Here is a 23370-nt window from a genome sequence, read left to right as displayed (position 1 = left end):
GGATGGCTGTGCCGCCCTTGATAGGTCGTTGATTCATGGGCTGGATGGCGTAACTCCTTTCCATCAACAGAACGGTGGCCGTCCTGTTGATCTGTGGAGCTGCCGAGAAAAACTGCAGGGCGCAGATCGATCATGGGCGATCTGCTGCCACACCATCCGGATCTCTCCAGAAGCCGTTACCAGATCAATCAGGGAAGACGGAGATGGCTTGAAACCTCTGCAACGGATCTCTTCGCCTATCCCATATCGAGCAAGTAGTGCATGACGGCAACCCGATGGGACACAGCAATGCCCTCGGGGGAGTCGGGACCGATCAACGCCTCGGGAACACGATGAATGCGCGTGAGAGGTTTGATCTCATAGGCCGTCCCTTTGGGAGCACCGGAACCGCGACTGCGGTCCCAGATGCCACTGGCGTCACCCTTGTAATTCCCAGCCACCTGCGAGAGGTGCGCATAGAAATTGGGCCCGATGCGACAGACCACGATGGCCAGACAGGCATCAAAATCGTCGGACGAAAGCACATTGATCCCATCACGGACAGCACGTTCGTCAACCCCGAGAACCATGTCCTCGAGAGCTGTTTTACCCGTCAACTGCCTGCAACGGATGGTGACCGCATCGTGTTGGCTCACTTTCTGCGGGTGAGATCACCAAAATCATCATCGTTGGGCTGCAGAAATTGCCAAACGACAGGAACGGTGAGGGCGACCGTCAGGCCAATGGTGACCCAGATCGCTGTCGTGTAGTCACCCATGTCATGTCCCCATTTCTGCGGACCTTAACCAGTCCGGGCCGAAGCAGCAGCGAAAACGCCAGTCACACCTGGACACGCCCTCACCACAACCTGGCCATCCTTCACATGGCCGATGCCAAGACACTTCATTCGGGGAACGAGACACCCAGCACAAACGGACCAAGGGTCCTTAGCAAGTCCAGCGCGCCTCATCATGGGATGATTAAGCAATCCTTAAGGGCTGCCCTATGGGTCACTTCGCTAAGCAGCTCAGCGCGCAGGAGATCAAGCAGGGCTACGCCCTGCTTAACCTGATGGAACATCTCGACCGCGAGATGGACCTGCTCAATCAGCAGCGCATCCGCGTTGGGCCAACAACCCAGGAAGGACAGCGACTCACCCAGATCAAGCAGAGCCATCTGCGAAAACTGCAGAGCTGCATCAGCGAACTGAACACCAGTGGCTTCAACGACTGGTTGCTGCACCAACAGCCTGCCTGACCCTTGAATGGGGCTGAGCCATCCCGGGTGAGACAACCCCTTGCCGCTTCCGGTCGTTTACCACCCGCATTACTCCGCGCCGCTGCCGAGCACCCATCGCTTTCCGATGGCGAAATTCCGGCTGCTGTATCAACTCCTGCTGGAGCAGGGAGTCGTTCAGGCCGACGAGGTGCATCGGCCCTTGAGCATCGCCCGCAAAGATCTGGAGAGCGTCCATCCCCGCAAATATCACGAAGCCTTCAGCCGTGATGACCTGACCCGACCGGAGCAACGTCGCATCGGGCTTCCGGCCACGCGACCTTTGGTGCAGCGCACCTGGCTTGCCGTGGGCGGCACCCTGTTGACGGCACGACTGGCTCTCCAGCGGGGCTTGGCCTCTCATCTGGCGGGCGGCACCCACCACGCCCACCCCGGCTTCGGGAGTGGCTTCTGCATCTTCAACGACTGTGCTGTCGCCGCTCGGGTGTTGCTGGGAACAGGGGAAGTGCGGCGAATTCTGATCGTGGATCTCGATGTGCACCAAGGGGATGGTTCAGCGGCCTGCTTTCAAGACGACCCCAGGGTGACCACCCTCTCGGTGCACGCCGCCAGCAATTTCCCCTTGCGCAAAGTGGACGGGGATATCGACATCCCCCTCGCCGACGGCACCAACGACGACGACTATCTCGCTGCCATTGCCGACCGGTTGCCCGATGCCTTGGACAGCATCGCCCCGGACTTGGTGCTCTACAACGCGGGCGTCGACCCCCATCGCGATGATCGGCTCGGCCGCCTCGCCCTCAGCGATGAGGGATTAAACATGCGCGATCGCCTCGTGCTCGATGCCTGTCTGCGCCGCAGGATTCCTACCGCAACGGTGATCGGCGGCGGCTACGACGCCCTCGCTCCCCTGGTGCAGCGCCACGCCATCGTGGTGCGTGCTGCTGCCGAGCAGGCTCGCTTGTTCAACCTTCCATGACTGAGGGAATCTCTGGGGCCATCACTGAGCCCATCACTGGGGCCATCCCCCCTTGGAGACCTCTGCTGCGCGCGGCCATGCAGCGGGAGGGACGCTCCGTTGCCGCCCGCTGGGTACAACTGGCCACAACAGGACGCGATGGCGCACCCCGGGTGCGAACCCTCGTGTTCCGCGGCTGGGCCGGTGAAGACCAGCTCGAACTGTTCAGCGATCAGCGCAGCGAGAAGGTGACGGAACTCGTCAACGACGGAGCCGCTGAACTGTGCTGGTTGTTCCCCAAAGCTCGCCAGCAGTACCGCCTGCGGGGAAAGGTGACGTTGATCACAGCCACAGAACAACCTGAGCTCTGCCAGCAGCGCTGGCAAAAGCTCTCCGACACAGGACGAGCCGTCTGGGGCTGGCCCACCCCAGCGGATCCACTGGACTCCACCGCGGCCTTCCCCGATCAACTGGCTGAAACTTCACCGCTACCTGAGCATTTTGTGGTGCTGAGGCTGCAGGTGATCAGCGTTGAGCGGCTCAACCTCGGCCCCCATCCCCATCAACGCACGCGTTGGAACGCGGACACGCTCTGGCAAGAGCAACCGCTGAACCCCTAATCACCACCAGCGCTCAACGCGACCAACCGACGGACGGCCCGGTTCACTGGGCACCGTCACCACCGACAGCCGCTGCAGGTCTCGGCGGTAATCAAAGCGGCAGAAGCCAACGCCCGTGCCGGAACAGGCCGAAAGGCTCTCGAGCGCAACAGAGGCCTAGCGCCGTTCCTGAGGCGTTGGCTTTTTTTCCGGCGCGGGACGCCAGCCATCGGCAATCAGGTGGCGATTCGCCTCGAGGATGGTTTGCCTGGCGCTGAGCTGCGGCTCAGGTCTGGCCAAGGCAGACCCGCCCACCAACCAGGGCAGCAACAGCGACAAGACAACACAACGGGCCATGGAGAGGCTCATCCCTCTCTGACCTAGCCATGGATCAAGGCGCTGGCCACAGGGATCAGCCTGCGGTGAGCTGAGCGAGGGGCTGGATGCTGATGGCGATCACCACACTCACCACAACGCCAACGGCGGCTTTCCAGAGATCCGTGCCGATGACCTTGGCCAGACTTCCCCCCTCCCGGTTGGTGAACGGCAGATCTGATGTGTGTTGCTTGATCCGCAAGGCCAACTCACGGCCGCCGATCAGCCCCAGAAACACCCAAGTGGTGCTGAGGGGGAAGCTGGAGAGGAAGGCCTTGTAGAGCAGGCAAAGACCGAACAACAAATCAATCAGCGTGGCCGAACGCAAATCGGAGCTGTTGGTCTTGGTGCGGAGCACGGCCTGGATCGGCCCTCCACCGGTGGCCACCAGAACACAGAGGCCCACGCAGAGCACCAGCGTGCAGATGAGCATCGGGACGAGGTCCAACTGGCGCGGCAGGAACACAAAAATGTTGGCCAGGTCCTGCACCAGCCACATGCACCAGAGAAAGCCGGTGGAGAACCACTGCAGGCCGTACCAAACCTTGCTGGGGTCTTTGCCGTCCTTGGAACGACAGAACACCCAGCGCTCCAGCGACCACAGCCCCAGGCCATAGGCCGTCAGACCCACGCCGAAGGCGAGGCCATACCCCGTCAGCGAGCTGCTGAGCAGCGTGCCGATGTTGGCTGGCATAAACGATGACAACACCAGAAATGAGGTGCTCACCGGTGCTCCCCACTGGGTCAAGGCCACAACAGCGAGCGGTGGAATCACGTAGACCCAGGTGAACGGCTCGGGCCAAGGAAACTCCTTGCCAGGCACACTGAGGCGCCCCCAGGTGGGATCACCGTTGTTGAGGAACCAGCCCAACAGCAGCACTCCACAGGTGACCGTGCAAATGAACAGCATCTGCACGAGCTTCGGCGTGCGTTTCCGGTTGGAGGAGAGATAAGTGCCGAGGGTCTGGAGCGAATCGTTCGCTACCACGGAATAGGCCGCCAGCAGAAATCCGACGAGCATCCAGATGCTGACGTCCATGAATCCGATCAAGCCGATGGTTTGCCTTCCTTGTATGGAGCTCTAGGAGGAACGTCGGTGCTCCAGGGCACTCAAACGTGTCGTGATCAAGGAATGTTGTGTGGTCGACGGTGATGCACCACCGGAGCGATTCGACCACGAACGTACGTTGACGGACGGATCGGTATTTAGGGATACACACCCAAATGTCTTAAGAACGAACGGATTTGACCTCAGCCAAAGCCGAAGCCAAATCGCAGTTCCCGTCGGGCATCGCTCGGCCCGGCTTCCAAGCCCCTTAGCGGCTTGGCTCACGCATCATGAGCCGAAAAGAACGAGATTGCAGGACAGTCGGCGACGATTTTTCGACATTCACAAATTCCGTTCGAGACCGAATTTGGGACAGCTGCACGTCAAGGCTGTCGCATCAGTTCACCACCTTCAGGCTGCGAATCCCAGTGGCCTTGACCCAACTGGCGAGCGCATCGATATCAGACCGCTCGGGAATGCAGATGCAACCCGTGCCGGGGTAACAGCGGTGGATGCCCAATGCACTTCGGGTGGTGTCGAAGCGAGGGGTCAGATCAAACCAGAAATCATTCCCCCATGGTTCCGGACGCCCCAGGCTGTACTCACCAGCGGGCAAAGGGGGCTGCATTGCCGGGGCTCCAGCGGCGATCAGCACTCTGGCGCCGGGCCACACCACTGTCTGCTGGCCAGCTGGCCAGCAGACGCGGGCCGCGATGCAGTTCAACCTTCCAGATGCGGTTGCCGTCCGGGAACAGCTCGGCCGTACGACGGGTGCTGAGCTGCAGTGGGCCGCCCTGCAGCAGCGCTGTTGTAGGCCCCTGTTGCCCAGGGAGATCAACGGCCGTTGCAGCGACGCAGCTCCCCAGCAGCACAGGCACCAGAAGGGCGTGGCGCAGCATCAGGATCGTCATGAACGGTGCACCCACTTTGGGGCTGCCACGATGGCCTGCAGCAGACCAAGCCTTGGTGGACGTTCTCGATCTGTTTCCCCGCTCCATCCTTCGGGGCACCCTTCCGGATCCTCTGCTCCAACAGCTGACTGCGCTGAGCGAAAGCGTGCTCGCCCATCCCGAGTCCAGCCCCGATGCATCAGCGAAGCTGGCGGGTCAACTGCGTCAGCAGCGCGAATTGAGGCCTGATCAACCCGGTGTGCAGGAGCTCAGCAACAACCACCTGCTGCCGGCCTGTGATCGCTGGATCCGCCATGTGATGGACCGTCAGCCTCCCCAGGGTCGCGGCCCCTGGGTTCCCGGTCGCTACCGCCTGCAGATGATTGATCTCTGGCTCAATTGCCAGACCGCCGGTGACTACAACCCCACCCACACCCATGGCGGCAGCTTCTCCGGAGTGATCTTTCTGAAAGTGCCACCGCAGATCACCGCCAACAGTTTTGATGGCCAACTCTGCTTCCACGGCCCGGAAGACTGGCACATTCAGTCGTTCCGCACCGGCATGGCGCACTACGTGCTGCCTGTGCCCGGTGAGTTCTATGTGTTCCCGGCCTGGCAACCCCATTCGGTGATGCCCTTCCGCGGGGACGGGGAACGCTGGTCGCTGGCATTCAATGTGGTGGCGGCCCCCGGTGTTCCGCCCACAGCGATGCAGCAGCCCGCCCCCCAGCAACAACCCCTGGGCAACGTCTCGCTCTCGAGTCAGCGACCCACGGCCAAAGGATTCTGAGGAGAACTGTCAGAGTCGTCCGATTGCATCTGTTCAGGATTCATGGGTGACTCCGCGCCGCTCCAGCAGGCCAAAGCGATTGCAGCGTCGCTGGAGCAGCTGGCCGACCAGCTGCGCCCTGAGGTGATTCGTGCAGCACGACTGGATGACGACGGACGCCGCGACCTCGACCGGATCGAATACGCCCTCGGGACCATCGGGAAGGCCTTGATCCTGACGGACTACTCCATCGACGAAGAGAAGGACATCGACAAACTCAAGGCCTTCCGCGAGTCGCAGAAGGGAATGGGCTGAATTCAGTTGCTGCTCCAGCGCAGCACCCGGTGCTGAACGGCTCCATCTGGCGTCAGATCGAGCAGCCTGCCCCCCGGATCATCGGCGCGATCCAGGGGGCAGGGCTGCACCGCTTTGAAACTGCAGAGCGTGGATGGGCATCCGAGCAGCAGCACGTCTGGCCGCGTGGCCCAGGCCCCCTGCCAATGCTGATGGATGTGTCCAAACAGCACCGCCCGCAGGGCCCGATGGGGACGCAACAGCTCCTCAAAATCTGCCTGATCGACGAGCCTGATCGCATCCATGCAGGCATCCCCGATGGCGACCGGTGGATGGTGCAGGGCGACCACCAGAGGCAGATCACGGCGCTCCGAGCACCGCAGGCGCTGGGCCAGCCACTGGAGTTGAAGCGAGCCAAGGGCACCGGCGGCTGAACCCACCCGATGGCTGCTCAGCAGCAGCACTCTCATGCCTTGCACCAACAGATCAGCTGGTGCCGTCGTCCAGCGTCTCCCCAGCACCGCATCGAGCAGCAGCGGGTGATCGTGGTTACCGGGCAGAAGAGCCACCGAGCAGCGCACGTGTTGGCTCAGGGCCCGCCGAAGCCGGACATATCCCCCCCAGCTTTCGTCCTGGCAAAGGTCCCCCGTCACCAGCACCAGAACGGGGTTCAAGGCCCCACCAAGCTGGAGAGCTCGCTCGAAGTGAGCCAGGGCCGGCCAACCGCGCACCAGCCCCTGATCAGCGGCCACCAGGTGTGGATCACTGAGTTGAAGAATCCTCATCGCTCTCCGGAATGGACTGCCAGCCGCTGCTCCAGAGGGTTGGATCCTTGAGCTCACTCCAGAACACCCGCTCGCGATGCGACGGAGCCAGCACAGCCGCCAACTCAACCCATCGCAGCGGACCACGCCCGCCTTGCGTGATCAGCTCGAAATGGCGGTAACCGGCAACCGGACGCTGGCTGGTCCAGGCCCGGGCAGGACGCCAGGCCATCAGCTGGCGACGAAGACCTGACTCACGGTGCTCTCAATCACGTGCCCCGAAGCCGCGATCATGTCGGTGTTGTCGGCGATGAATTGCTCCATCACCCCGGGAGCGGCTTGCATCACCGCGCAGACCTTGCTGGGATCGTCCTTGCTGACACCTCGGTAGAGCGAGGTGATGCCAGCGATTTTCTGAAGCGGCAGGGATGCGTCATAGGTGGCGACCCATTCGGCAAATGACTTGGTGATGGTGAAGGTGAGGACGTGGGTTTCCATCGACCAGAACAACAGCGTCGGCGGACGCTATCACCAACGTTCATCGTCCTCATCAGCGACCGTTGGGATCCGACGAAGGGCCTGATCCTGAGGGCGAGACATCACTCTCATTAAGGCCTACTCTTGAGAATGAGCGAGGAGAAGCTGTGACATCGTCCTCCGCGCCTGCCGCAACGGACATCACCCTGCAGCAGGGGCTGCATCAGGACGGTCGCCGTCTGACGCCGCAGCGCAAACGGGTTCTTGAGCTGTTCGAGCGCTGTGGGTCCGGCTGCCACCTCAGTGCCGAAGAGGTGCACCAGCAGCTGGCGGCCCTTGAGATGAAGGTGTCTCTGGCAACGGTGTATCGCACCCTGCGCCTGCTGGCCGATATGGGTCTGCTCCAGGAACTGGAGCTCAGCGAAGGGGGTCGACGCTTTGAGCTTGCCGTTGACGATCACCGCCAACATCACCATGTGGTGTGCATCCGCTGCGGCCGCACCGAGGAATTCGAAAGTGAACCCGTGCTGGCAGCAGGAGCTGCCGCCGCTGCCCATGTTGGTTTTCAGTTGATTGAGTCGAGCCTGAACGTGCGTGCGATTTGCCCCAAATGTCAGGGATAGATCGCAACACCTGATTCATTCATTCGGCGCGAAATTCCTTGTCGTAGAGATCAGCCACCAGAAGCTCGATCAGCTGAACGGACACCAGTTCCTTTTCCCGTCTCAAGGTGTTCAGCAAGATCTGAACCTGGCGGTGATGCATCAATGACACTTCACCCATCTCCAACCATCGGGCACTGAGCAGGGTTTGAAGACGTTGGCGTGGCGACGATGGTGACATCAGATGCGCCCTGTTTCGCACACTGAAGCCAGCAGCACAGCCTATGAAAAGGCGTGAGCAACAGAAGTCTTCCGAAGCTTTTGTGAAGCAGACGCGCGGGCTGCTTAGTGAGGATGCTCGTTGCAGGGCATCCAGTAACGATCGCCCATGCGATGCACACCCTCACAACCGAATTGGCGCGCCTGTTCCTCCGCCTCTTCGCGACTGGGATAAGCCAGATAGCGGGGATTGGTGGTGGAGCGGATCTGAATCAAGCCCATGCTCATCGGGCCAGCGGTGATCACCCCCATGGTGTTCACACCAACCGCCACCAATCCCATCCCGACGATGGCGGCATTGATCACGCCCATCGCGACCACACCAATCGAAACCACACCCATCGGCACCACACCGATGCAGATCACCCCCATCGGCACGATGCCGATGGAGATGGTGCCGAGGGGAGCCACGCCGATCGCGATCCGCTTCGGCTTGCTGCCGCAATGCCCGCCTTCAGTCATTGATCAGTGGGCTCCCTGGTGATCCGCATCACCGTGCTTGTCGCAGACCATCCACATCTCGCCCATCTGGTGAGCCCCCGTACAGCCAAAACCTGGGGCCGCCGCCTCGGCTTCAGCCTGCGTTTTGAACATTGCCTGCTTGGGCTTGCCGTGGGATCCGGCCATGGCCGTTGTTGCCGTGAGAATCAACGCGGCGACAGCAAAACAGATGCGTTGCAACGGGATGGCCTCTTCGCACATCCACCCACTATGCCCATAACGCGCTGATCAGCCCTGAAGCGCCCCGCCACAACTTGAGCCGGCGCCAGCGGTGCAGCCAAAACAATGCGGGGCTGTGTGGATGGGCTGATCCAGCGGAACGGCCTCAAGCTGGATCAGATCACGAAGGTGACGCACCTCACCGGGGCAGGGCAGGCCGAGCTGCTGATTGAAATCACAGTCGTAGAGATGGCCCTGCCAATCCACACTGATCAGCTGACGGCACATCACAGCCCCCAGATTGTCCGGGTTGTGCGCATCCTCAAGAAGGGTCTGATAACGCTGCAGATCGCCACTGCGTTCCAGTTGCTTGGCGAAACGTTGGATGGGCATGTTCGCCAACGTGAGCAGACGATCGAAACGGATTCCCAACCCGCCCAACACCTTCTTGTAATCCGCCTCCAAGGCTTGCTGAGGAGGAGGCAGCACCGGACCCAGCGGGTTGTAGACGAGATCCAACTGCCGGTTTGGATCACCCGTTCCATAGCCCAGGGCATTGAGCTGGCGCAGTCCGCTGATGCTGCGCTCAAACACGCCATCGCCCCTCTGTTGGTCAACGTTCTCGGCGCTGTAACAGGGCAGGGAGGCGGTGATACAAACGCCCTGCTCCGCCAGGAATTCAGCCAGATCGTCCTGGCCGGGTTCGCTGAGGATCGTGAGATTGCAGCGGTCAATCACGGTGGCACCGCGTGAGCGTGCCTGGCGCACCAACGCGCGAAAGCCCGGGTGCAACTCCGGTGCTCCCCCCGTGAGATCGAGGCAGGAAATGGAATGCCGTTCAAGGATCTGCGGAATCAACGCCAGCAGATCCGCACTCATCATCTCGGTGCGGGTGGGCCCTGCATTGACATGGCAGTGGGCACAACTCTGGTTGCAGCGGTAGCCGAGATTGACCTGCAACGTTGTGAGCTGTCCGCGCTTCAGGGGCGGGAAAACGGTCTCAACAACAGCCACCGGCTCCACGCGGATGAGGCTGATTCTTCCAGACAGAACATGTCCTGGCGAAAGAAACGGATGCTCCCGCTGCTGCGCAGCTGATCAACCCACCCGGCGACGCTCAGAAAGCTGACGGAACCAGGCGATGTACTGCTCCGGGCCATCGGGCATGAGCGTGTCAATCCGCAGGGGATCCTCCGGATCGGTGATGCCTCGCAAAGTCCCATCGGCATGGCTGGGGCGATCCACCTCTCCATGGCTGCTGTCAACAAGGACAACGCGATTGGATCGACCGCACCAGGCACCGAGGTCCTGCAGCAGGTTGAGGAAACCGCGATCACTCCCACCCCGTAACCAGCCCGTGCCATCAGCCGATGCCGTGGATGTGACCGTGTCTCCCACACCCACCAGCAACGGCATCCGTTCCGCGGGGATGCTCTGCTGCACCAACGCCAACAGCGCTTCGGGATCGTGGGGAGCCGTTCGCACATTGAACGTCTCACCCAAGGGAGATTCACCCCAACGGCGCTGGATGTGCTGATTGAGCAGCACCAGAAGGCCGGCCTCCTTGATGGAGCCGGTGAGCATGAATTGAATGTCGGTGGTTCCCACATCACCTGCAGCAGCGGTCTTGATCCGTTCCTGACCTTCCGCATCACGGCCCAGGTTGGGAGCCACATGCAGGAAAAACGATTCCTCCAGGCCCTGGCCTGCAGCCTCAGCAAGCAACTGATGCATCAGCTCCGAGAGCATCGTCTGCAGGGCCTGCTGAGTGCTGACATCAGCGGGGACAAGTTCAAAAATCCCGTTGAGATTGATGGTGGGTGACACCTGGGTGTCCAACACCGCGGCTTTGGCCACCTCGGCCAGATCATCCACACCCAGCTGCGGCAGCAGGCCGGGCAATCGCTCCATCAATAGATCTTCCATTCGGGTGGGGGCTGCAGCGAGGAACGCCATTTCCGCCGGCGAGACCCCGGGGTGGCTCAAGTCGCCAAAGCGATCCTGCAGCTGCACCCCTCCAGCCGCCAGGCCTGGCAGATAACGGCCCTCATGTCTAGGGAGATCGGAATTTCCCAGGGCCTGCTCCACGAGGCGGTTCACCCCGCGCCGCCCTTCATGCTCACCGTTGGTCAACACAGCGAATTGACCATCCAGAGCGGCGACCGCATCCACATAGAACGGGTCCATGCGCCGCGTCAGTGGATCCTTCACCAGTTGCATGCAGACGCCGTCCAGGTCCTGCACGATCAGCAGATCCTCAGCACCAGTGAGTTCCTGCAGCAACTGGTCGGGCGTCAAACGGGGCATGGAGGTTCTGGGGAGGTCGCTGCAGCCGACGGAACAGCGGTGCACTTTCATCGCGCAACTGATTAGTGCCAAACCCGTAAGAAGTCCAGTGGGGGAAGGCAGTCAGAAGCACGGATAACAAGCGAAACACCACAGCCAAGCCATCCGGCCAGCGAACATGACGGCCTTGATGCTCCTGCCATGCACCCCACCTGGACAGAACAGTGGTGGCCGATCAGTTATGTGCAGGACCTCGACCCCAATCAGCCGAGCCGGTTCACACTGCTGGAACGGGATCTGGTGATCTGGTGGGATCGCGCCGCATCGAGCTGGCGGGTCTTCCCGGATGTCTGCCCCCATCGTTTGGTGCCCCTCAGTGAAGGGCGGATCAACGAGGAAGGGCTACTTGAATGCCCTTATCACGGCTGGAGTTTCGACGGCGGCGGCCAGTGCCAGCGCGTGCCGCAGGCTCTCGAGAACACCCAGCCCAACAACCGTCGATCCCGCTGCGCCAGCCTTCCCACAGCCACGGGGCAGGGGCTGCTGTTCGTGTGGATGGGGGCCCCCGATGCCGCAGACCCCAGTCAGCTCCCCCTGGTGCCAGCCCTGGAGGAGAACCCCGACAGCTGGACGGTGCAGGACACCTTCCGGGATCTGCCGATGGATGCCGTGACCCTGCTGGAGAACGTGCTGGATGTGAGCCACGTTCCCTTCACCCACCACAAGACCGTCGGCAAACGGGAGAACGCCGCGCCGGTGGAAGCTTCCATCACGGGGGAAGACGCCAGCGGCTTCACGGCCCACTGGGAGGAGGGGCCGCGTCGGGGCAAACTCGGCGCCCAATCCACCACCTTTCATGCCCCGCAGCTGATGTGGCATGACCTCACCGCCAAGGGCTTCGGGCGAATTCTCACGGTGGTCTACGCCGTTCCGATTCGCCGCGGCGAGTGCCGCCTCTTTGCCCGCTTCCCCTTCCAGTTCCAATCCGCCGTCCCCCGGCTGCTGATCGGATTAAGGCCCCGCTGGTTGCAACACATCGGCAATCACAAGGTGCTGGAAGACGATCAGGTGTTCCTGCACTGGCAGGAGCGGGTGCTGGAGAGAGCCGGCGGCAGCCCCGCCGTGGAACGCAGTTTTTTCATGCCCACAACAGCAGACGTCTACGTGGCGGCTCTGCATCGCTGGTTGAACGCCAACGGCGGCGAGCCCTTTGCAGGACAACCCCTACCTCCACGGCAAAGCACCACGGCGCTGATGGATCGATACAACAGCCACACCATCCATTGCCGCAGCTGCTCGTCGGCGCTGAAGCGGATTCGTGCGGCACGCCCCTGGGCTTGGGCCCTGCTCTGGGGATCCGCCGTGCTTGTGGGCATCCAGCAGGGCAGCGGCTGGAGCAGCACCGGCTTGGTCACTGCCGCACTGTCGGCCCTGGCACTGCGACAACTCAACCGCTGGGAGCAGGGGCTGACCATTGGCAGCGGCGCGGCCCCCCGCAACCGCTGATCAGAGCCCCGGAACAGGAAGCAAGGTCGGCTTCACCTTGCCCTGGATGTCGACCTTGCCGCCGATGGTGACTTTGTTGTCGACAGACACGTCTGCGCGTACCGCAAGCGGGTCTTCAGCTGTGACGGACACAGCTCCTTCAACCGCCAGAGGGGCATTTCCGCTGATGGTCACCGGGCCTTCGATCGCGAGGGGCGCAGCGCCACCAATGGTGACCTGCTCCTGCACCACGACCGGCAAAGGGGTATCGGAGCGGATGGTGACACTGGGCGGAAGCACCAACTTGTCGACCTGCAATCCGCCCTTAATCGCGATGGTGATGGGCCGACTCAAAAGCTTGGCGGCCGTGACCGCCAGAACCAGGCTGGACAACACAACCGCTGCAGGCCAGCGATACGCCATCAGCAGATCACGCTCTGGGCAATGGTTTGAGCGCATTACAGCGTGTTTGACCCGGTCCTGCCCGGGATGACGACCGACCAGCCCCATCAGGCCGCTATCGACCAGATGTTTTTGCGTGCACGCCGAAGCAAAAGATTGACATGTCACATGTCCACCACAACGGGATCCCCATCAATGCATCCAACAAGGCATCCAAATTGCGAGCAACATTGACATCAAACCCCACCAGAGCTTGCACCACGCAACGTCACTGGTTCATTCCAATGGATAGCATAGAGAAAGTTAATAGTCAGCGATGACGCTTTATCTCTACGGCGGCCCGAAGACCCGTGTTTCAATGCCGAAATGGTACTTAGCAGAAAAAGGAATTTCTTACGAATACGTCAACATTGACCTGGCAGCTCGTCAAAATCTTGCAGCGAGCTATCTGGAGGTCAATCCTTTCGGCAAACTGCCTGCCCTTAAAGACGCCAGCAATGGTTTGGTGCTGTTTGAGTCGGGCGCCATTCTTCAGTATTTGTCTGAGAATTACGCCAACGAAGTCCATGACGCCGCAACACGAGCCTCGATCAGCCAGTGGATTCTTTTCGCCAACTCCACACTGGCAATTGCTTTGTTCGTTCCCTCCAATAAAGAGCGGGAGTTCCCCAGGCTGATGGCAACTCTGAATGACATCTACGCCAAGAAACAGTTTCTGGTGGGGGATTGCTGGACCGCAGCAGACTGTGCAGTCAATGCATACCTCGGCTATCTCCCCATTTTCTATCCCAACGAAGACCTCTCCGCTTATCCCGAAATTCAGGCTCTCAATGAGCGAACACGATCCAACCCGAATTACAGAACAATCATGGGGCTTTGAATCATTCAATTGCCGTTGAATTTCACGTCTTTCTTTCATTTAATTTCCCGCCCTGCTCGATGCTTCCAACTCCGCATCACCCAAGGGACTGGCGTCTGTCTGCTGTGAGCAGTCCTATCTGGAACACTGCTTAGTCTTGCCGGCATGCGCAATTCCTTCTTCGATCAGAGCCTCGACGCCGGCGCAATCCGTCGGCGCGTACAGGAGCTCTCGACCGGCAAGGTGGGGTTCTACAGCGTCGGGCTTTATCCAGCTTCGCTGGCCTACAACTGCGCCATGCAGAACGCCAAAGGGCGTCTGGTGCTGGCCCCTCGCCCCGGCCGGGACCTCCTAGGAGCCTTCCTCCAGGAGACGATTGCAACGATGGACGATGAGCACGTGGAAACCGTGCTCAACATGGGCGGCCAGCGCATCGGAGGTGAGCTGGTTGCCAACACCCTGAGCGATCTGATCCAGCGCTGCGAGCTTGTGGTGCTCAGCGCCAACAGCAATCACATCGAAGAAGACCTCCAGGAAGCCTGCCGCCTGCGCAAGGAGCTCCATCGGGAGCAGGTGGTGCTGGCCTGCCTGGCGGGATCCTTCAGCCATGACCCGATCAGCAACAGCGCCTATGTGCTGTGCGAACAACAACCCGAGCTCGCCTTCTTCTCCGGCTTCCATCGCCATGGGGCTCTGCGCAACCCCTTCGACAGCTTCACCGCCAATTTCTGCCATCCCAATGCCCTGACGGCCATGTTGGGGGCTCAACTGATGGATCAACTGTCCCCGAACATCCAGGTCTCCGCCGGTGTTCACAACGTGGAGGGGCAGTTCATCAAGGCCGCCAAAAACATGGCTTCGGTGTTCGCCGGTTTCGGCTACGGCTTCCATCAGGACAACCCCGGGGTGTTGCCAACGCTGCTGACCCTGCTGCTGAACCAGTGCCTGGACCAGGCGGCCACCGTGTCGATGGCACGCCCCGACCGTCAACGGCTGTACCACCGGCAGCCCTTTCCGCTCACGGAACTGGGCTACGCCGTCCCCAGGATTGAATCCACCCTGGTGCGCGATGGCGACTTTGAGCGGGTGCGGGACCACACCTTCAGCCAACTCACGGCGATGGTGGCCGATGTGCGCGGCAGCATGATGCTGCCGGTGTCCGGAAGCCCCACCCGCAACTTCCAGGCCGGGCAAGTGATGGCCGAGGCGATGCGCGCTCAAGGCCGCTGCCCCCATTCCATGGAGGAATTGGAGCAGTGGTGTGAAGCCGCAGGCCTGCGCAAGGGTGGACTGGAGGGGCTCAAATCCCTGCGGTACTGGCCTCAGATCGCCCGCAAGTACGCCATCCCAGCCAACGACGCCTCAATGGTGAACCTGCTGTACATGGCGATTTACGGGCGGGCAGGCGTGAAGGAGACCGCCTACCGGGTGATGACGGAAAGCCGTGAACTCTCCAGTTACTGCCAGGAATCCGTGCGGCCCAGCCACAGCCGTCGCTACGCCGAGGCACTTCAGAACCTCGACGTTCCCAAAGCCCTCGAGCTGGTGGTGAATGCCGTGATTGCCGACAACGCCAATCAGGCCATGGGCAGCAAGATGGCCCTGGACGAGAACGGTGAGACCGGGGTACCGGCCTATCTGGAGCTCATGGATGTGATCGAAAGCCAGCTCGATGCCTGAGTCGGCTGTGGTTCTGCACACCTGAACGGGGCAAGGCACCGGAAGAACGGCAAGGTGCCATGTGAGACCCATGCGACCGTTCATGACCGAGGCCCTGGAAGCCATCGCCGATCGCTTCCATCCTCGCGAGGGGATCAAAGCCATCCGTTCCCTTGGTTCGGGCAACGTCAACGAAACGTTCCTTGTGACCCACGAGGGACAGGACGGTGCCTTCGTCATGCAACGCCTGAACACAAACGTGTTCGATCGGCCTGACCTGGTGATGCAGAACCTGCAGGCCCTGGGCGACCACATGGAACGCCGTCTTGCCTCTCCACCCCCACAATTGAAGGGGCGGCGCTGGGAAGTGCCCAGGGTGGTTCCCTGTCGGCGAGAGGCCTCCCCCTGGATCGAACAGAACGGAGAGTTCTGGCGCTCGATCACGTACATCGGCGCAGCGACCACCAGCGATGTCATCCGGGACAGTGCCCATGCCCAGGAAGTGGGCTACGGGCTGGGAATGTTCCACCACCTGATCAGCGATCTGCCCATCAATCAACTGGCGGACACCCTCGAGAATTTCCACGTCACGCCGGCCTACCTCCAACACTTCGATGCGGTCGCCAAAGCCACAGACCGCCTTAAGCCTGCCGAACGTGACGCCTGCGCGTTCATCGAGGCCCGTCGTCAGGGCGTCGATGTGCTGGAAGCAGCGCTCAGCCGCGGTGAACTCCATCACCGCCCCATCCATGGGGACCCCAAGATCAACAACATGATGATCGATGAAGCCAGCGGCCAGGCGATCGGTCTGATCGATCTGGACACCGTCAAACCGGGGCTTGTTCACTACGACATCGGTGACTGTGTGCGCTCCTGCTGCAATCCAGCCGGTGAGGAAACCCTCTGCCTCGACGATGTGAGCTTCGACATGGAGCTCTGTGAGGCGATCCTCATGGGCTACCTCTCCGTTGCTGGTGGGTTCCTGAGTGACTGGGACCTGCACTATCTGCCCCACTGCATCCGCCTGATCCCCCTCGAACTTGGCCTGCGCTTTCTCACGGATCATTTGGAGGGCAATGTGTATTTCCGCTGCGATCGACCTGGGCACAACCTGCAACGGGCCCTGGTGCAGTTCCGTCTCACCGAAGCGGTGGAAAAGCAGTTCAACGTCCTGGAGCAACTGGTTGCGCGGCTGAAGCAGCAGCCAAGTCCAAGCCTCTGAGATGGCACGTTCTGCCGTGATGCTGCGTCAGGCCTGCCGCCTGATTCCCTTTGAACGGTGCATTCCAGCGGGGGTCCAGATCAGCGCTGAGCTGGTGTGGAGGCGCGAGGGTTGGCTGGAACTCAGCTATGGGGTTCTGGCCCGCGCGGCCAAGGGCATTGGCGTCCTGAAGCTGCCGGAGCAACTAAACGACGGGCCCCAACAGGGGCAGCGCAAAGATGAGCTCTGGACCACCACCTGCTTCGAAGCCTTCATCGCTGCCCCCGGGGAGCAGCGTTACTGGGAAGTGAATCTGGCTGCCAATGGCGATTGGGCGCTCTATCGCTTCGATGGCTATCGCAGTGGACAAACGCAGCAGAAATTGAGCACACCCCCAACGGTGCGGCTGCAACGTGGGTTGCACCAACTGCGGCTCGACGCCCGTATTGCATTGGAGCCCTGGTGGACACCAGACGTCTGCCCAGACCTGGCACTGACAGCCGTGATCGACCGTGGACAGGAGGGGCTGAGCCATTGGGCCCTCCGCCACGGCCCCAAGGCCGACTTTCACGACCGCAGCACCTTTCTTGCCGCCTGAACCGCACCGGTAGGGTCAACACAGCGCCCCTGCCCCACCATGCGCAGCCGCAATGTGCTTGTTGTCTCGGCCATCACGGCAAGCCTGCTGACAGGGCTATGGCTGAGACCCAAACAGCCGCAGGCCGCAGCCGAGGCCATTGTTTCCAAGCAAGCTGCTTCCAAGCAGGCTGTCTCCAAGCCAGGGGTGAAATCCCCTGTGCTGCTTCCTGCCCAGGCCAGCCAACCGAAAACCAAAGATGGCCGGCAGTACCCCCTTGTGCCAGCTGAGCCAGCCGAGCTGGCAACACTGCTGGCGGCCGTTGAACAGGCGCTGAGGGATCCCGCCACAGCGGCCGAGGCCCTGCCCGATCTCGGCCACCAACAACAGGTGATCTACCGGGTCTTGTCGACAGACCAACCCAGATCTCAGCAGGTCATCAAGGCTCTACCTCCACGCTGGCGCAGCGTGGCCGAACGCCACCTGGCAGCACGGCGTGAATTCGTTCGCATGAGCCGCGGCCGTGGACCGACGATGCTCCCCGCCTGGCGGATCATCCAGCCCGAACCAGCGGAAAATCTGCTCAGTTATTACCGCAAGGCCGAGGCAGCGACAGGGATCAAATGGGAGGTTCTGGCGGCCGTGAACCTCGTGGAAACCGGCATGGGACGCATCGATGGCATCTCCGTGGCCAATGCCCAGGGCCCGATGCAGTTCCTGCCCACCACCTGGGCCGAACCCGGCATTGGCGCCGGGAACATCCGCGATCCCCACGACGCCATCCAGGCAGCAGCGCGTTACCTGGTGAGGCGGGGCGGACTGCAGGACATTCGGCGTGGCCTCTGGGGCTACAACAACAGCGATTACTACGGCCGCGCCGTGCTGCTCTATGCCTCACTGATGAAGGAGGACCCTGCGGCCTACACCGGCCTGTATCACTGGGAGATCCACTTCAATGCAGCGGCAGGTGATCTTTGGCTGCCGGTGGGTTACAACCAACCGCAGCGCATCACGGTTGAGCAGCATCTGCAGGCCAACCCAGCCAGCAGATCACCAAACGGGTGAGCATCGACACCTACGCTAAGACCTGGCGTGATCCAGGAAGCGGGTGTCCAAGGAAACCTCCCATCGCGGTGATGAACTGAAGGGTCTCGGCTGGTCCGAGGCGGATGTGGCTCGCTACGTCGAGCTGTGGGAATACCGGCAGCGCTGGGGGGCCATGAATTTGGAACGGGAGGATCGCCTGTTCCTGCGCAAAGCCGAAAAAGCTCTGCCGGCGATTGTGACCGGACGGGCCGCCGCCAAGAAATCAATCAAAGACAAGACCTACTACCGCTGGCTGCGCTTCCATCTCGATGCGATGACCGAAGCCGAGGCGGGCATGGGCCTTGGCGACGGTGAACGCGGAGCATGGCCGGTGCTGCTGGAGGCTGAACTCCGTTTGCTCGACCATTACGAACCCGTGCTCGGCTTGCCCGACACGTTGAAAGCCAAAGTCCTCAGCCCTGTGCGTGAAAAGCTCACGGCCCAAGTGGCTGCTCTCGGCAACACCAAGGCCTACGACTTCCAGGCGCCCCTGATTGCGCTGAAAGCAGAAGACAGCAGCAACCGCTGGAAGCATCTGCGCGAGGTGGATGCAAGTGATCGCACCTATCCCCTGCTCAGCGCCGATGGCGTGGATGGATTCCGCAGAGAAGCGCACCGCGATATTCAAGAGGTGATCCGCAACACATTCCCTTCTTTGGCGGAAACCGACAAACCCGAGCTCTCTGACGACTAGAACTGGGGCAGTGGCCCCGCCGAAGACCATGTCTCACCGCTTCGAGACCCTGCAGCTGCACGCCGGGCAGTCCCCGGATAGTGCAACCAACGCGCGGGCGGTTCCCATTTATCAGACCAGCTCCTACGTCTTCAATGACGCCGAACACGGAGCCAACCTCTTCGGTCTGAAGGAATTCGGGAACATCTACACCCGCCTGATGAACCCCACCACCGACGTGTTTGAAAAACGCGTCGCCGCCCTTGAAGGCGGGGTGGCCGCACTGGCGACAGCCTCAGGCCAGTCGGCTCAGTTCCTGGCGATCACCAACTGCATGCAGGCGGGAGACAACTTCGTTTCAACGTCTTACCTGTACGGCGGCACTTACAACCAGTTCAAGGTGCAGTTCCCTCGCTTGGGAATCGACGTGCGCTTTGCCGAAGGCGACGACGTCGCGAGCTTTGCAGCGCAAATCGACGACAACACCAAGGCGCTCTACGTGGAAGCGATGGGAAATCCCCGCTTCAACATCCCCGACTTTGATGGTCTTTCAGCGCTTGCCAAAGAGAAAGGTATCCCCTTAATCGTCGACAACACCCTGGGAGCCTGTGGAGCTCTGCTGCGACCAATTGACCACGGCGCTGATGTGGTCGTTGAAAGTGCGACCAAGTGGATCGGGGGCCACGGCACCAGCCTGGGGGGCGTGATCGTGGACGCCGGCACCTTCAACTGGGGCAATGGTAAGTTCCCGTTGATGAGCCAGCCCAGCGCGGCTTATCACGGCTTGGTGCACTGGGATGCCTTTGGCTTCGGCAGTGACGTTTGCAAAATGCTTGGCTTGCCCGATGACCGCAACATCGCCTTCGCCCTGCGGGCCCGGGTGGAGGGCCTGCGGGATTGGGGGCCGGCCGTCAGTCCGTTCAACAGCTTCCTGCTGCTGCAGGGTCTGGAAACCCTGAGCCTGCGCGTTGAGCGCCACACCGAAAACGCCATGGCGCTGGCCACCTGGCTGCAGGACCATCCCGCCATCGCCCATGTGAGCTATCCCGGTCTGGCCAGTGATCCTTACAACGCTGCCGCGAAGAAATACCTGACAGGCCGTGGCATGGGATGCATGCTGATGTTCTCCCTCAACGGTGGCTATGACGATGCGGTTCGCTTCATCGACAGCCTCAAGCTGGCCAGCCACCTCGCCAACGTGGGCGATGCCAAAACGCTGGTGATTCACCCCGCGTCCACGACACACCAACAACTCAGTGAGGCGGAACAAGCTTCGGCTGGCGTGACCCCCACGATGGTGCGGGTCTCCGTGGGACTCGAGCACATCGACGACATCAAGGCCGACTTCGAACAGGCCCTCGCCGTTCTCAGCTGAATGACGTCCCAGCTTCCATGGCGCTGATCCTTCCTGGCAATTACCACAAAATTGCGGAGGTTGAACGCAACCGGATTTCCTGGATTGAGCCCGAACAGGCTGAACGCCAGGACATCCGGCCCCTGCGGATCGGCATCTTGAACATCATGCCGCTGGGCAAGCAGTACGAGTTCAACCTGCTGCATCCGCTGGGCCTATCGGTTCTGCAGATCGAACCGATATGGATTCGGCTCAACTCCCACGCCTACAAGAGTTGGGATCAGAACCATCTCGAGCAGCTCTATGTGAGCTGGGATGAAGCCTTGTCCCAGGGTCCCCTGGATGGCTTGATCATCACCGGTGCCCCCGTGGAACACCTGCCCTTTGAACAGGTCAGTTACTGGAACGAACTGGTCCAGTTGATCGAGGAAGCGCGCAGCACCTGTGCCAGCACCCTCGGACTTTGCTGGGCCGGTTTCGCCCTCGCTTACCTTGCGGGCGTCGACAAGGTGGCCTTCCAGCAGAAGCTGTTCGGGATCTACCCGATGCGCAGCCTTGTCCCGGGGCATCCATTGATGGGAACCCAGGACGACCATTTCGTCTGCCCCCAGAGCCGTCATGCCGGACTACCGGATGCCGCGATGGAAGCCGCCGAACGGGACGGACGTCTTCGCTTGCTCGCCCATGGCGAACAGGTGGGCTACACCATTTTCGAGACACCGGATCAGCGGCAGCTGATGCACCTCGGCCACCCCGAGTACAACGTGGGGCGGATCCTCGGAGAAATGGAACGCGACCGAGCCCGCGGAGATGTTCCGCCGCCCGAAAATTTCGATGCGGCCCAACCCCAGACCCTCTGGCGCTCCCACCGGAACCTTCTTTTCCAGCAGTGGCTCTGGTTCTGCTATCAGCGGGTCAGCCTCAAAGCCTGATCAGGCTTGGTTGCAGCAACACCCCCTTAGCTGTGTCGTTTCGGAGTGGGTTCCAGATTGGCCGAAGGCTCCTGAGCGACGGCCTCTGGACGCTCAGCGGATTTGCGATTGAGTTCCCGCTCCAGCGAGGCGATGCGTCTCTCGCGAAGGCAATGACGGCATCCACCCAGGGTTTGCAGATGCTTCTCCGGTGTGATCGTGATTGGTTGAACCGGATGGGCGTTGCAACGGATTTGAACAGGACTCTTGTAACTCCGCCAGCGGATCAAGCTGTAATCGAATTGATCACCGAAGCGCTGCACGGCGCGCTTGAGAAATTCGTCTTGGGTGATTCGGGCTCCCATGCCACCGAATGTATGGGACAGTCTCGGGACCGAACCGACCTCGTCATCCGACGTCACGAATGACCATCCATCCAGCTGCAGCTGAAACGGACTGGTCCCTGCATGAGGGTTGGCTGAAGCCAGAGCTTGCCAGGTACTGGCAAACACAGCTTGAACACCAGCTCCAGTGGGAGCAGCCCGTGGTTCAGGTCTATGGGAAGCGCCACCCGGTGCCCCGACTGACGGTGTTTCTTGCCAATGAAGGAATTCACTACCGCTACAGCGGTGCCATTCACACCGGTGATGGCTGGCCTGCATGGTTCAAGCCATTGCTGCACCAGGTGAATGAAGCCTGTGAGACCAACTTCAACGGATGCCTGCTCAATTGGTATCGCCATGGCGATGACCGCATGGGTTGGCACGCCGATGACGAACCGGAAATTGATCAGCGGGCTCCAATTGCCTCCCTTTCACTCGGGGCAACGCGGGATTTTCAGCTCCGCCACCGCAAAACTGCACACCTAAAAATGTCTCTGCCATTGGCCGATGGTGACCTTCTGGTGATGCACCCGGGCTGTCAGAGCCGATGGATGCACAGTGTTCCTCAGCGGCGCAAAGTGCAGAGCACCCGCATCAACCTCACCTTTCGCCGTTTTCAGAACTGAGATCGCAGCAGCACACCCCATGCAGGCGCTGAAATTAGGGCCAGCAACGTGCTCCAAAACACCAGCCCTGCGGCCCGCTCCTGATCAGCACCCACTGATTCTGCAATGAGCAAAAGAGAGATTGCCGTCGGCGCGGCGCCTTGCAGAGCAACCGCCTGAACCATCAAAGGCTTGAACTGCAGCAGAGACGCCAGAAGCCAAAGCAGCAACGGGTAGAGCAGCAGCTTGGCCACCAGTGGCTTAAGAAGCTTCAGGGGACGTGCTTCCGGCGCAATGCCCTGGCGATGAATGCTGCCCAGGCGCATGCCCACCACCATCAGAGCCAGCACAATCACGCAGCGTGAAGGCCACCACAGCGCATCGGCCACCGACGCAGACCATGGGGTCGCCTGAACCAGCAAAACGCCGATGAGCCCGCGGGTTGCCGGACTCCCAGCAACGCTGCTCAGCAACCCTCGCAACCGCTGAGATCCATCGACCTGCCCCCCAATCAGCAGCGGTCCCAGGCTCCAGACCAGCAGAGTCGCCCCGAGGTCGTAGCCAATGCTGATGGGCAGAGCCTCATCGGGAAGGAAAGCCAGGGCGAGAGGAACCCCGAAATAGGCCGTATTTCCGGTGCAGCTACCAAGCCGCAGCGTGGGAGACGCCAGCTCAGCCAATCCCGGCAGGCGCGCGGCACCCACAAGAACAAGACCCATGGCAAACACCGCAAGGCCTGCGGCCTGCAACATGTCGCTGCTGAGGCCACCCTTCAACAGCAGGCCCATCACACTGATCGGCACACCGAACCTCACCAGCGGTGCGGCCAAGCGAGTGGACAGGGTTTCATGGCGACGACCAGCCCAGAACCCAATCAGAAGGGAGGGCACAAGCTCCAGCAAGAACCGAAGAATGGACACCTCCATCAGATCAATCGACCCTAGAAAGCTGTGGTGACT

Annotated in this window: 32 protein-coding genes and 1 pseudogene; 16 read left to right on the top strand and 17 right to left on the bottom strand. The window is 61.1% G+C overall.

Annotated features, from left to right (window positions below):
- Positions 1-236: 236 nt before the first annotated feature.
- A complete protein-coding gene (locus DXY04_RS09025; RefSeq protein ID WP_115161806.1) occupies positions 237-635 on the bottom strand; it encodes a hypothetical protein in 399 nt (132 codons plus the stop codon).
- A complete protein-coding gene (locus tag DXY04_RS12550; RefSeq protein WP_006850800.1) occupies positions 632-757 on the bottom strand; it encodes a hypothetical protein in 126 nt (41 codons plus the stop codon). The genes DXY04_RS09025 and DXY04_RS12550 overlap by 4 nt, the downstream gene beginning before the upstream one ends.
- A 227-nt stretch (positions 758-984) precedes the next feature.
- Between DXY04_RS12550 and DXY04_RS09020 the strand changes: the two genes are divergently transcribed.
- From DXY04_RS09020 to DXY04_RS09010, 3 genes are read left to right on the top strand one after another with little or no spacing between them, the layout of a single operon-like run.
- Complete coding sequence (locus DXY04_RS09020) at positions 985-1236, top strand: hypothetical protein (RefSeq protein WP_115161805.1); 252 nt, start codon at positions 985-987, stop codon at positions 1234-1236.
- A 40-nt stretch (positions 1237-1276) separates the two neighbouring features.
- Complete coding sequence (locus DXY04_RS09015; protein WP_115161804.1) at positions 1277-2194, top strand: histone deacetylase; 918 nt, start codon at positions 1277-1279, stop codon at positions 2192-2194.
- Complete coding sequence (locus tag DXY04_RS09010) at positions 2191-2793, top strand: pyridoxamine 5'-phosphate oxidase family protein (RefSeq protein ID WP_115161803.1); 603 nt, start codon at positions 2191-2193, stop codon at positions 2791-2793. Before DXY04_RS09015 ends, DXY04_RS09010 begins: the two co-directional genes overlap by 4 nt.
- Here the strand turns inward: DXY04_RS09010 and DXY04_RS09005 are convergent.
- The 4 genes and pseudogenes from DXY04_RS09005 to DXY04_RS12470 form a co-directional block, all read right to left on the bottom strand.
- Positions 2794-3129, bottom strand: a pseudogene (locus DXY04_RS09005) (hypothetical protein).
- A 55-nt stretch (positions 3130-3184) separates the two neighbouring features.
- The gene (locus tag DXY04_RS09000) at positions 3185-4186 is read right to left on the bottom strand and encodes a hypothetical protein (protein ID WP_244278640.1); all 1002 of its coding nucleotides are present in this window, start codon (positions 4184-4186) and stop codon (positions 3185-3187) included.
- A 406-nt stretch (positions 4187-4592) separates the two neighbouring features.
- The gene (locus tag DXY04_RS12475) at positions 4593-4823 is read right to left on the bottom strand and encodes a hypothetical protein (protein ID WP_244278639.1); all 231 of its coding nucleotides are present in this window, start codon (positions 4821-4823) and stop codon (positions 4593-4595) included.
- Entirely contained in the window at positions 4798-5121 is a 324-nt protein-coding gene (locus tag DXY04_RS12470; protein ID WP_244278638.1) for a hypothetical protein, read from the bottom strand. Before DXY04_RS12470 ends, DXY04_RS12475 begins: the two co-directional genes overlap by 26 nt.
- Positions 5122-5161: 40 nt before the next feature.
- Between DXY04_RS12470 and DXY04_RS08990 the strand changes: the two genes are divergently transcribed.
- Together DXY04_RS08990 and DXY04_RS08985 are read left to right on the top strand one after the other, a co-directional pair.
- Positions 5162-5875 (top strand): putative 2OG-Fe(II) oxygenase, encoded by a 714-nt coding sequence (locus DXY04_RS08990; RefSeq protein WP_115081914.1) that lies wholly within the window; start codon positions 5162-5164, stop codon positions 5873-5875.
- Between the two features lie 42 nt (positions 5876-5917).
- Positions 5918-6169 (top strand): hypothetical protein, encoded by a 252-nt coding sequence (locus DXY04_RS08985; protein WP_115161801.1) that lies wholly within the window; start codon positions 5918-5920, stop codon positions 6167-6169.
- A 2-nt stretch (positions 6170-6171) separates the two neighbouring features.
- Here DXY04_RS08985 and DXY04_RS08980 read toward each other — a convergent pair whose 3' ends face one another.
- From DXY04_RS08980 to DXY04_RS08970, 3 genes are read right to left on the bottom strand one after another with little or no spacing between them, the layout of a single operon-like run.
- Positions 6172-6933, bottom strand: a complete 762-nt coding sequence (locus DXY04_RS08980) for a metallophosphoesterase (RefSeq protein ID WP_115161800.1) — start codon at positions 6931-6933, stop codon at positions 6172-6174.
- On the bottom strand, positions 6911-7144 hold the full coding sequence (locus DXY04_RS08975; RefSeq protein WP_115161799.1) for a TIGR02450 family Trp-rich protein: 234 nt from the start codon (positions 7142-7144) through the stop codon (positions 6911-6913). Before DXY04_RS08975 ends, DXY04_RS08980 begins: the two co-directional genes overlap by 23 nt.
- Positions 7144-7410, bottom strand: a complete 267-nt coding sequence (locus tag DXY04_RS08970; RefSeq protein WP_114987863.1) for a DUF3764 family protein — start codon at positions 7408-7410, stop codon at positions 7144-7146. The genes DXY04_RS08975 and DXY04_RS08970 overlap by 1 nt, the downstream gene beginning before the upstream one ends.
- Before the next feature lie 146 nt (positions 7411-7556).
- Here DXY04_RS08970 and DXY04_RS08965 point away from each other — a divergent pair, with 146 nt between their 5' ends.
- Positions 7557-8012, top strand: a complete 456-nt coding sequence (locus tag DXY04_RS08965) for a Fur family transcriptional regulator (RefSeq protein ID WP_006851655.1) — start codon at positions 7557-7559, stop codon at positions 8010-8012.
- 19 nt (positions 8013-8031) lie between these two features.
- Here DXY04_RS08965 and DXY04_RS08960 read toward each other — a convergent pair whose 3' ends face one another.
- The 5 genes from DXY04_RS08960 to stpA all read right to left on the bottom strand — a co-directional run bounded on the left by DXY04_RS08960 (position 8032) and on the right by stpA (position 11237).
- On the bottom strand, positions 8032-8232 hold the full coding sequence (locus DXY04_RS08960; RefSeq protein ID WP_006850862.1) for a hypothetical protein: 201 nt from the start codon (positions 8230-8232) through the stop codon (positions 8032-8034).
- A 104-nt stretch (positions 8233-8336) separates the two neighbouring features.
- Complete coding sequence (locus DXY04_RS08955; protein ID WP_115161797.1) at positions 8337-8732, bottom strand: hypothetical protein; 396 nt, start codon at positions 8730-8732, stop codon at positions 8337-8339.
- A gap of 3 nt (positions 8733-8735) precedes the next feature.
- Positions 8736-8972, bottom strand: coding sequence for a DUF3721 domain-containing protein (locus DXY04_RS08950; protein WP_115132027.1), 237 nt, complete (start codon positions 8970-8972; stop codon positions 8736-8738).
- 27 nt (positions 8973-8999) lie between these two features.
- Positions 9000-9953, bottom strand: coding sequence for an arsenosugar biosynthesis radical SAM (seleno)protein ArsS (gene arsS / locus DXY04_RS08945; RefSeq protein ID WP_115161796.1), 954 nt, complete (start codon positions 9951-9953; stop codon positions 9000-9002).
- Between the two features lie 75 nt (positions 9954-10028).
- Positions 10029-11237, bottom strand: a complete 1209-nt coding sequence (gene stpA, locus DXY04_RS08940; RefSeq protein WP_115161795.1) for a glucosylglycerol 3-phosphatase — start codon at positions 11235-11237, stop codon at positions 10029-10031.
- Between the two features lie 180 nt (positions 11238-11417).
- Between stpA and DXY04_RS08935 the strand changes: the two genes are divergently transcribed.
- The gene (locus DXY04_RS08935; RefSeq protein WP_115161794.1) at positions 11418-12722 is read left to right on the top strand and encodes a Rieske 2Fe-2S domain-containing protein; all 1305 of its coding nucleotides are present in this window, start codon (positions 11418-11420) and stop codon (positions 12720-12722) included.
- Here the strand turns inward: DXY04_RS08935 and DXY04_RS08930 are convergent, their stop codons facing one another.
- Positions 12723-13211: a hypothetical protein gene (locus DXY04_RS08930; RefSeq protein ID WP_244278637.1), complete on the bottom strand. Its 489-nt coding sequence runs from the start codon at positions 13209-13211 to the stop codon at positions 12723-12725.
- A gap of 208 nt (positions 13212-13419) precedes the next feature.
- Here DXY04_RS08930 and DXY04_RS08925 point away from each other — a divergent pair, with 208 nt between their 5' ends.
- The 8 genes from DXY04_RS08925 to DXY04_RS08890 all read left to right on the top strand — a co-directional run bounded on the left by DXY04_RS08925 (position 13420) and on the right by DXY04_RS08890 (position 21444).
- A complete protein-coding gene (locus DXY04_RS08925; RefSeq protein WP_115161793.1) occupies positions 13420-13983 on the top strand; it encodes a glutathione S-transferase family protein in 564 nt (187 codons plus the stop codon).
- Positions 13984-14127: 144 nt separating this feature from the next.
- Positions 14128-15642: a hypothetical protein gene (locus DXY04_RS08920; protein WP_115161792.1), complete on the top strand. Its 1515-nt coding sequence runs from the start codon at positions 14128-14130 to the stop codon at positions 15640-15642.
- A gap of 82 nt (positions 15643-15724) precedes the next feature.
- Positions 15725-16843, top strand: coding sequence for a phosphotransferase enzyme family protein (locus DXY04_RS08915; RefSeq protein WP_115161791.1), 1119 nt, complete (start codon positions 15725-15727; stop codon positions 16841-16843).
- A gap of 1 nt (position 16844) precedes the next feature.
- Complete coding sequence (locus DXY04_RS08910) at positions 16845-17420, top strand: DOMON-like domain-containing protein (RefSeq protein WP_115161790.1); 576 nt, start codon at positions 16845-16847, stop codon at positions 17418-17420.
- 39 nt (positions 17421-17459) lie between these two features.
- On the top strand, positions 17460-18464 hold the full coding sequence (locus DXY04_RS08905; protein WP_115161789.1) for a lytic transglycosylase domain-containing protein: 1005 nt from the start codon (positions 17460-17462) through the stop codon (positions 18462-18464).
- Between the two features lie 43 nt (positions 18465-18507).
- Complete coding sequence (locus tag DXY04_RS08900) at positions 18508-19179, top strand: hypothetical protein (RefSeq protein WP_115161788.1); 672 nt, start codon at positions 18508-18510, stop codon at positions 19177-19179.
- A 28-nt stretch (positions 19180-19207) separates the two neighbouring features.
- On the top strand, positions 19208-20533 hold the full coding sequence (locus DXY04_RS08895) for an O-acetylhomoserine aminocarboxypropyltransferase/cysteine synthase family protein (protein WP_115161787.1): 1326 nt from the start codon (positions 19208-19210) through the stop codon (positions 20531-20533).
- Positions 20534-20550: 17 nt separating this feature from the next.
- Positions 20551-21444 (top strand): homoserine O-succinyltransferase, encoded by an 894-nt coding sequence (locus DXY04_RS08890; protein ID WP_115161786.1) that lies wholly within the window; start codon positions 20551-20553, stop codon positions 21442-21444.
- Between the two features lie 26 nt (positions 21445-21470).
- Here the strand turns inward: DXY04_RS08890 and DXY04_RS08885 are convergent, their stop codons facing one another.
- Positions 21471-21788, bottom strand: a complete 318-nt coding sequence (locus DXY04_RS08885) for a hypothetical protein (protein ID WP_115081774.1) — start codon at positions 21786-21788, stop codon at positions 21471-21473.
- 59 nt (positions 21789-21847) lie between these two features.
- Here DXY04_RS08885 and DXY04_RS08880 point away from each other — a divergent pair, with 59 nt between their 5' ends.
- Positions 21848-22432, top strand: coding sequence for an alpha-ketoglutarate-dependent dioxygenase AlkB (locus tag DXY04_RS08880; RefSeq protein ID WP_115161785.1), 585 nt, complete (start codon positions 21848-21850; stop codon positions 22430-22432).
- Here the strand turns inward: DXY04_RS08880 and DXY04_RS08875 are convergent.
- Positions 22423-23337 (bottom strand): AEC family transporter, encoded by a 915-nt coding sequence (locus tag DXY04_RS08875; RefSeq protein ID WP_115161784.1) that lies wholly within the window; start codon positions 23335-23337, stop codon positions 22423-22425. The genes DXY04_RS08880 and DXY04_RS08875 overlap by 10 nt on opposite strands.
- Positions 23338-23370 lie beyond the last annotated feature (33 nt).

Source organism: Synechococcus sp. UW86 (genome assembly GCF_900474085.1).
GTDB lineage: Bacteria > Cyanobacteriota > Cyanobacteriia > PCC-6307 > Cyanobiaceae > Parasynechococcus.
The sequence above is the reverse complement of the archived record's forward strand: the minus strand, read 5'-3'. Positions and strand labels throughout refer to the sequence as shown.

Coding starts and splice junctions, on each gene's coding strand:
- DXY04_RS12550 (WP_006850800.1), bottom strand. CDS start 757: ATGGGTGACTACACGACAGCGATCTGGGTCACCATTGGCCTGACGGTC.
- DXY04_RS09020 (WP_115161805.1), top strand. CDS start 985: ATGGGTCACTTCGCTAAGCAGCTCAGCGCGCAGGAGATCAAGCAGGGC.
- DXY04_RS09010 (WP_115161803.1), top strand. CDS start 2,191: ATGACTGAGGGAATCTCTGGGGCCATCACTGAGCCCATCACTGGGGCC.
- DXY04_RS09000 (WP_244278640.1), bottom strand. CDS start 4,186: ATGGACGTCAGCATCTGGATGCTCGTCGGATTTCTGCTGGCGGCCTAT.
- DXY04_RS12475 (WP_244278639.1), bottom strand. CDS start 4,823: ATGCAGCCCCCTTTGCCCGCTGGTGAGTACAGCCTGGGGCGTCCGGAA.
- DXY04_RS08985 (WP_115161801.1), top strand. CDS start 5,918: ATGGGTGACTCCGCGCCGCTCCAGCAGGCCAAAGCGATTGCAGCGTCG.
- DXY04_RS08980 (WP_115161800.1), bottom strand. CDS start 6,933: ATGAGGATTCTTCAACTCAGTGATCCACACCTGGTGGCCGCTGATCAG.
- DXY04_RS08975 (WP_115161799.1), bottom strand. CDS start 7,144: ATGGCCTGGCGTCCTGCCCGGGCCTGGACCAGCCAGCGTCCGGTTGCC.
- DXY04_RS08970 (WP_114987863.1), bottom strand. CDS start 7,410: ATGGAAACCCACGTCCTCACCTTCACCATCACCAAGTCATTTGCCGAA.
- DXY04_RS08960 (WP_006850862.1), bottom strand. CDS start 8,232: ATGTCACCATCGTCGCCACGCCAACGTCTTCAAACCCTGCTCAGTGCC.
- DXY04_RS08955 (WP_115161797.1), bottom strand. CDS start 8,732: ATGACTGAAGGCGGGCATTGCGGCAGCAAGCCGAAGCGGATCGCGATC.
- DXY04_RS08950 (WP_115132027.1), bottom strand. CDS start 8,972: ATGTGCGAAGAGGCCATCCCGTTGCAACGCATCTGTTTTGCTGTCGCC.
- stpA (WP_115161795.1), bottom strand. CDS start 11,237: ATGCCCCGTTTGACGCCCGACCAGTTGCTGCAGGAACTCACTGGTGCT.
- DXY04_RS08935 (WP_115161794.1), top strand. CDS start 11,418: ATGCACCCCACCTGGACAGAACAGTGGTGGCCGATCAGTTATGTGCAG.
- DXY04_RS08930 (WP_244278637.1), bottom strand. CDS start 13,211: ATGGGGCTGGTCGGTCGTCATCCCGGGCAGGACCGGGTCAAACACGCT.
- DXY04_RS08925 (WP_115161793.1), top strand. CDS start 13,420: ATGACGCTTTATCTCTACGGCGGCCCGAAGACCCGTGTTTCAATGCCG.
- DXY04_RS08920 (WP_115161792.1), top strand. CDS start 14,128: ATGCGCAATTCCTTCTTCGATCAGAGCCTCGACGCCGGCGCAATCCGT.
- DXY04_RS08915 (WP_115161791.1), top strand. CDS start 15,725: ATGACCGAGGCCCTGGAAGCCATCGCCGATCGCTTCCATCCTCGCGAG.
- DXY04_RS08910 (WP_115161790.1), top strand. CDS start 16,845: ATGGCACGTTCTGCCGTGATGCTGCGTCAGGCCTGCCGCCTGATTCCC.
- DXY04_RS08905 (WP_115161789.1), top strand. CDS start 17,460: ATGCGCAGCCGCAATGTGCTTGTTGTCTCGGCCATCACGGCAAGCCTG.
- DXY04_RS08895 (WP_115161787.1), top strand. CDS start 19,208: ATGTCTCACCGCTTCGAGACCCTGCAGCTGCACGCCGGGCAGTCCCCG.
- DXY04_RS08890 (WP_115161786.1), top strand. CDS start 20,551: ATGGCGCTGATCCTTCCTGGCAATTACCACAAAATTGCGGAGGTTGAA.
- DXY04_RS08885 (WP_115081774.1), bottom strand. CDS start 21,788: ATGGGAGCCCGAATCACCCAAGACGAATTTCTCAAGCGCGCCGTGCAG.
- DXY04_RS08880 (WP_115161785.1), top strand. CDS start 21,848: ATGACCATCCATCCAGCTGCAGCTGAAACGGACTGGTCCCTGCATGAG.
- DXY04_RS08875 (WP_115161784.1), bottom strand. CDS start 23,337: ATGGAGGTGTCCATTCTTCGGTTCTTGCTGGAGCTTGTGCCCTCCCTT.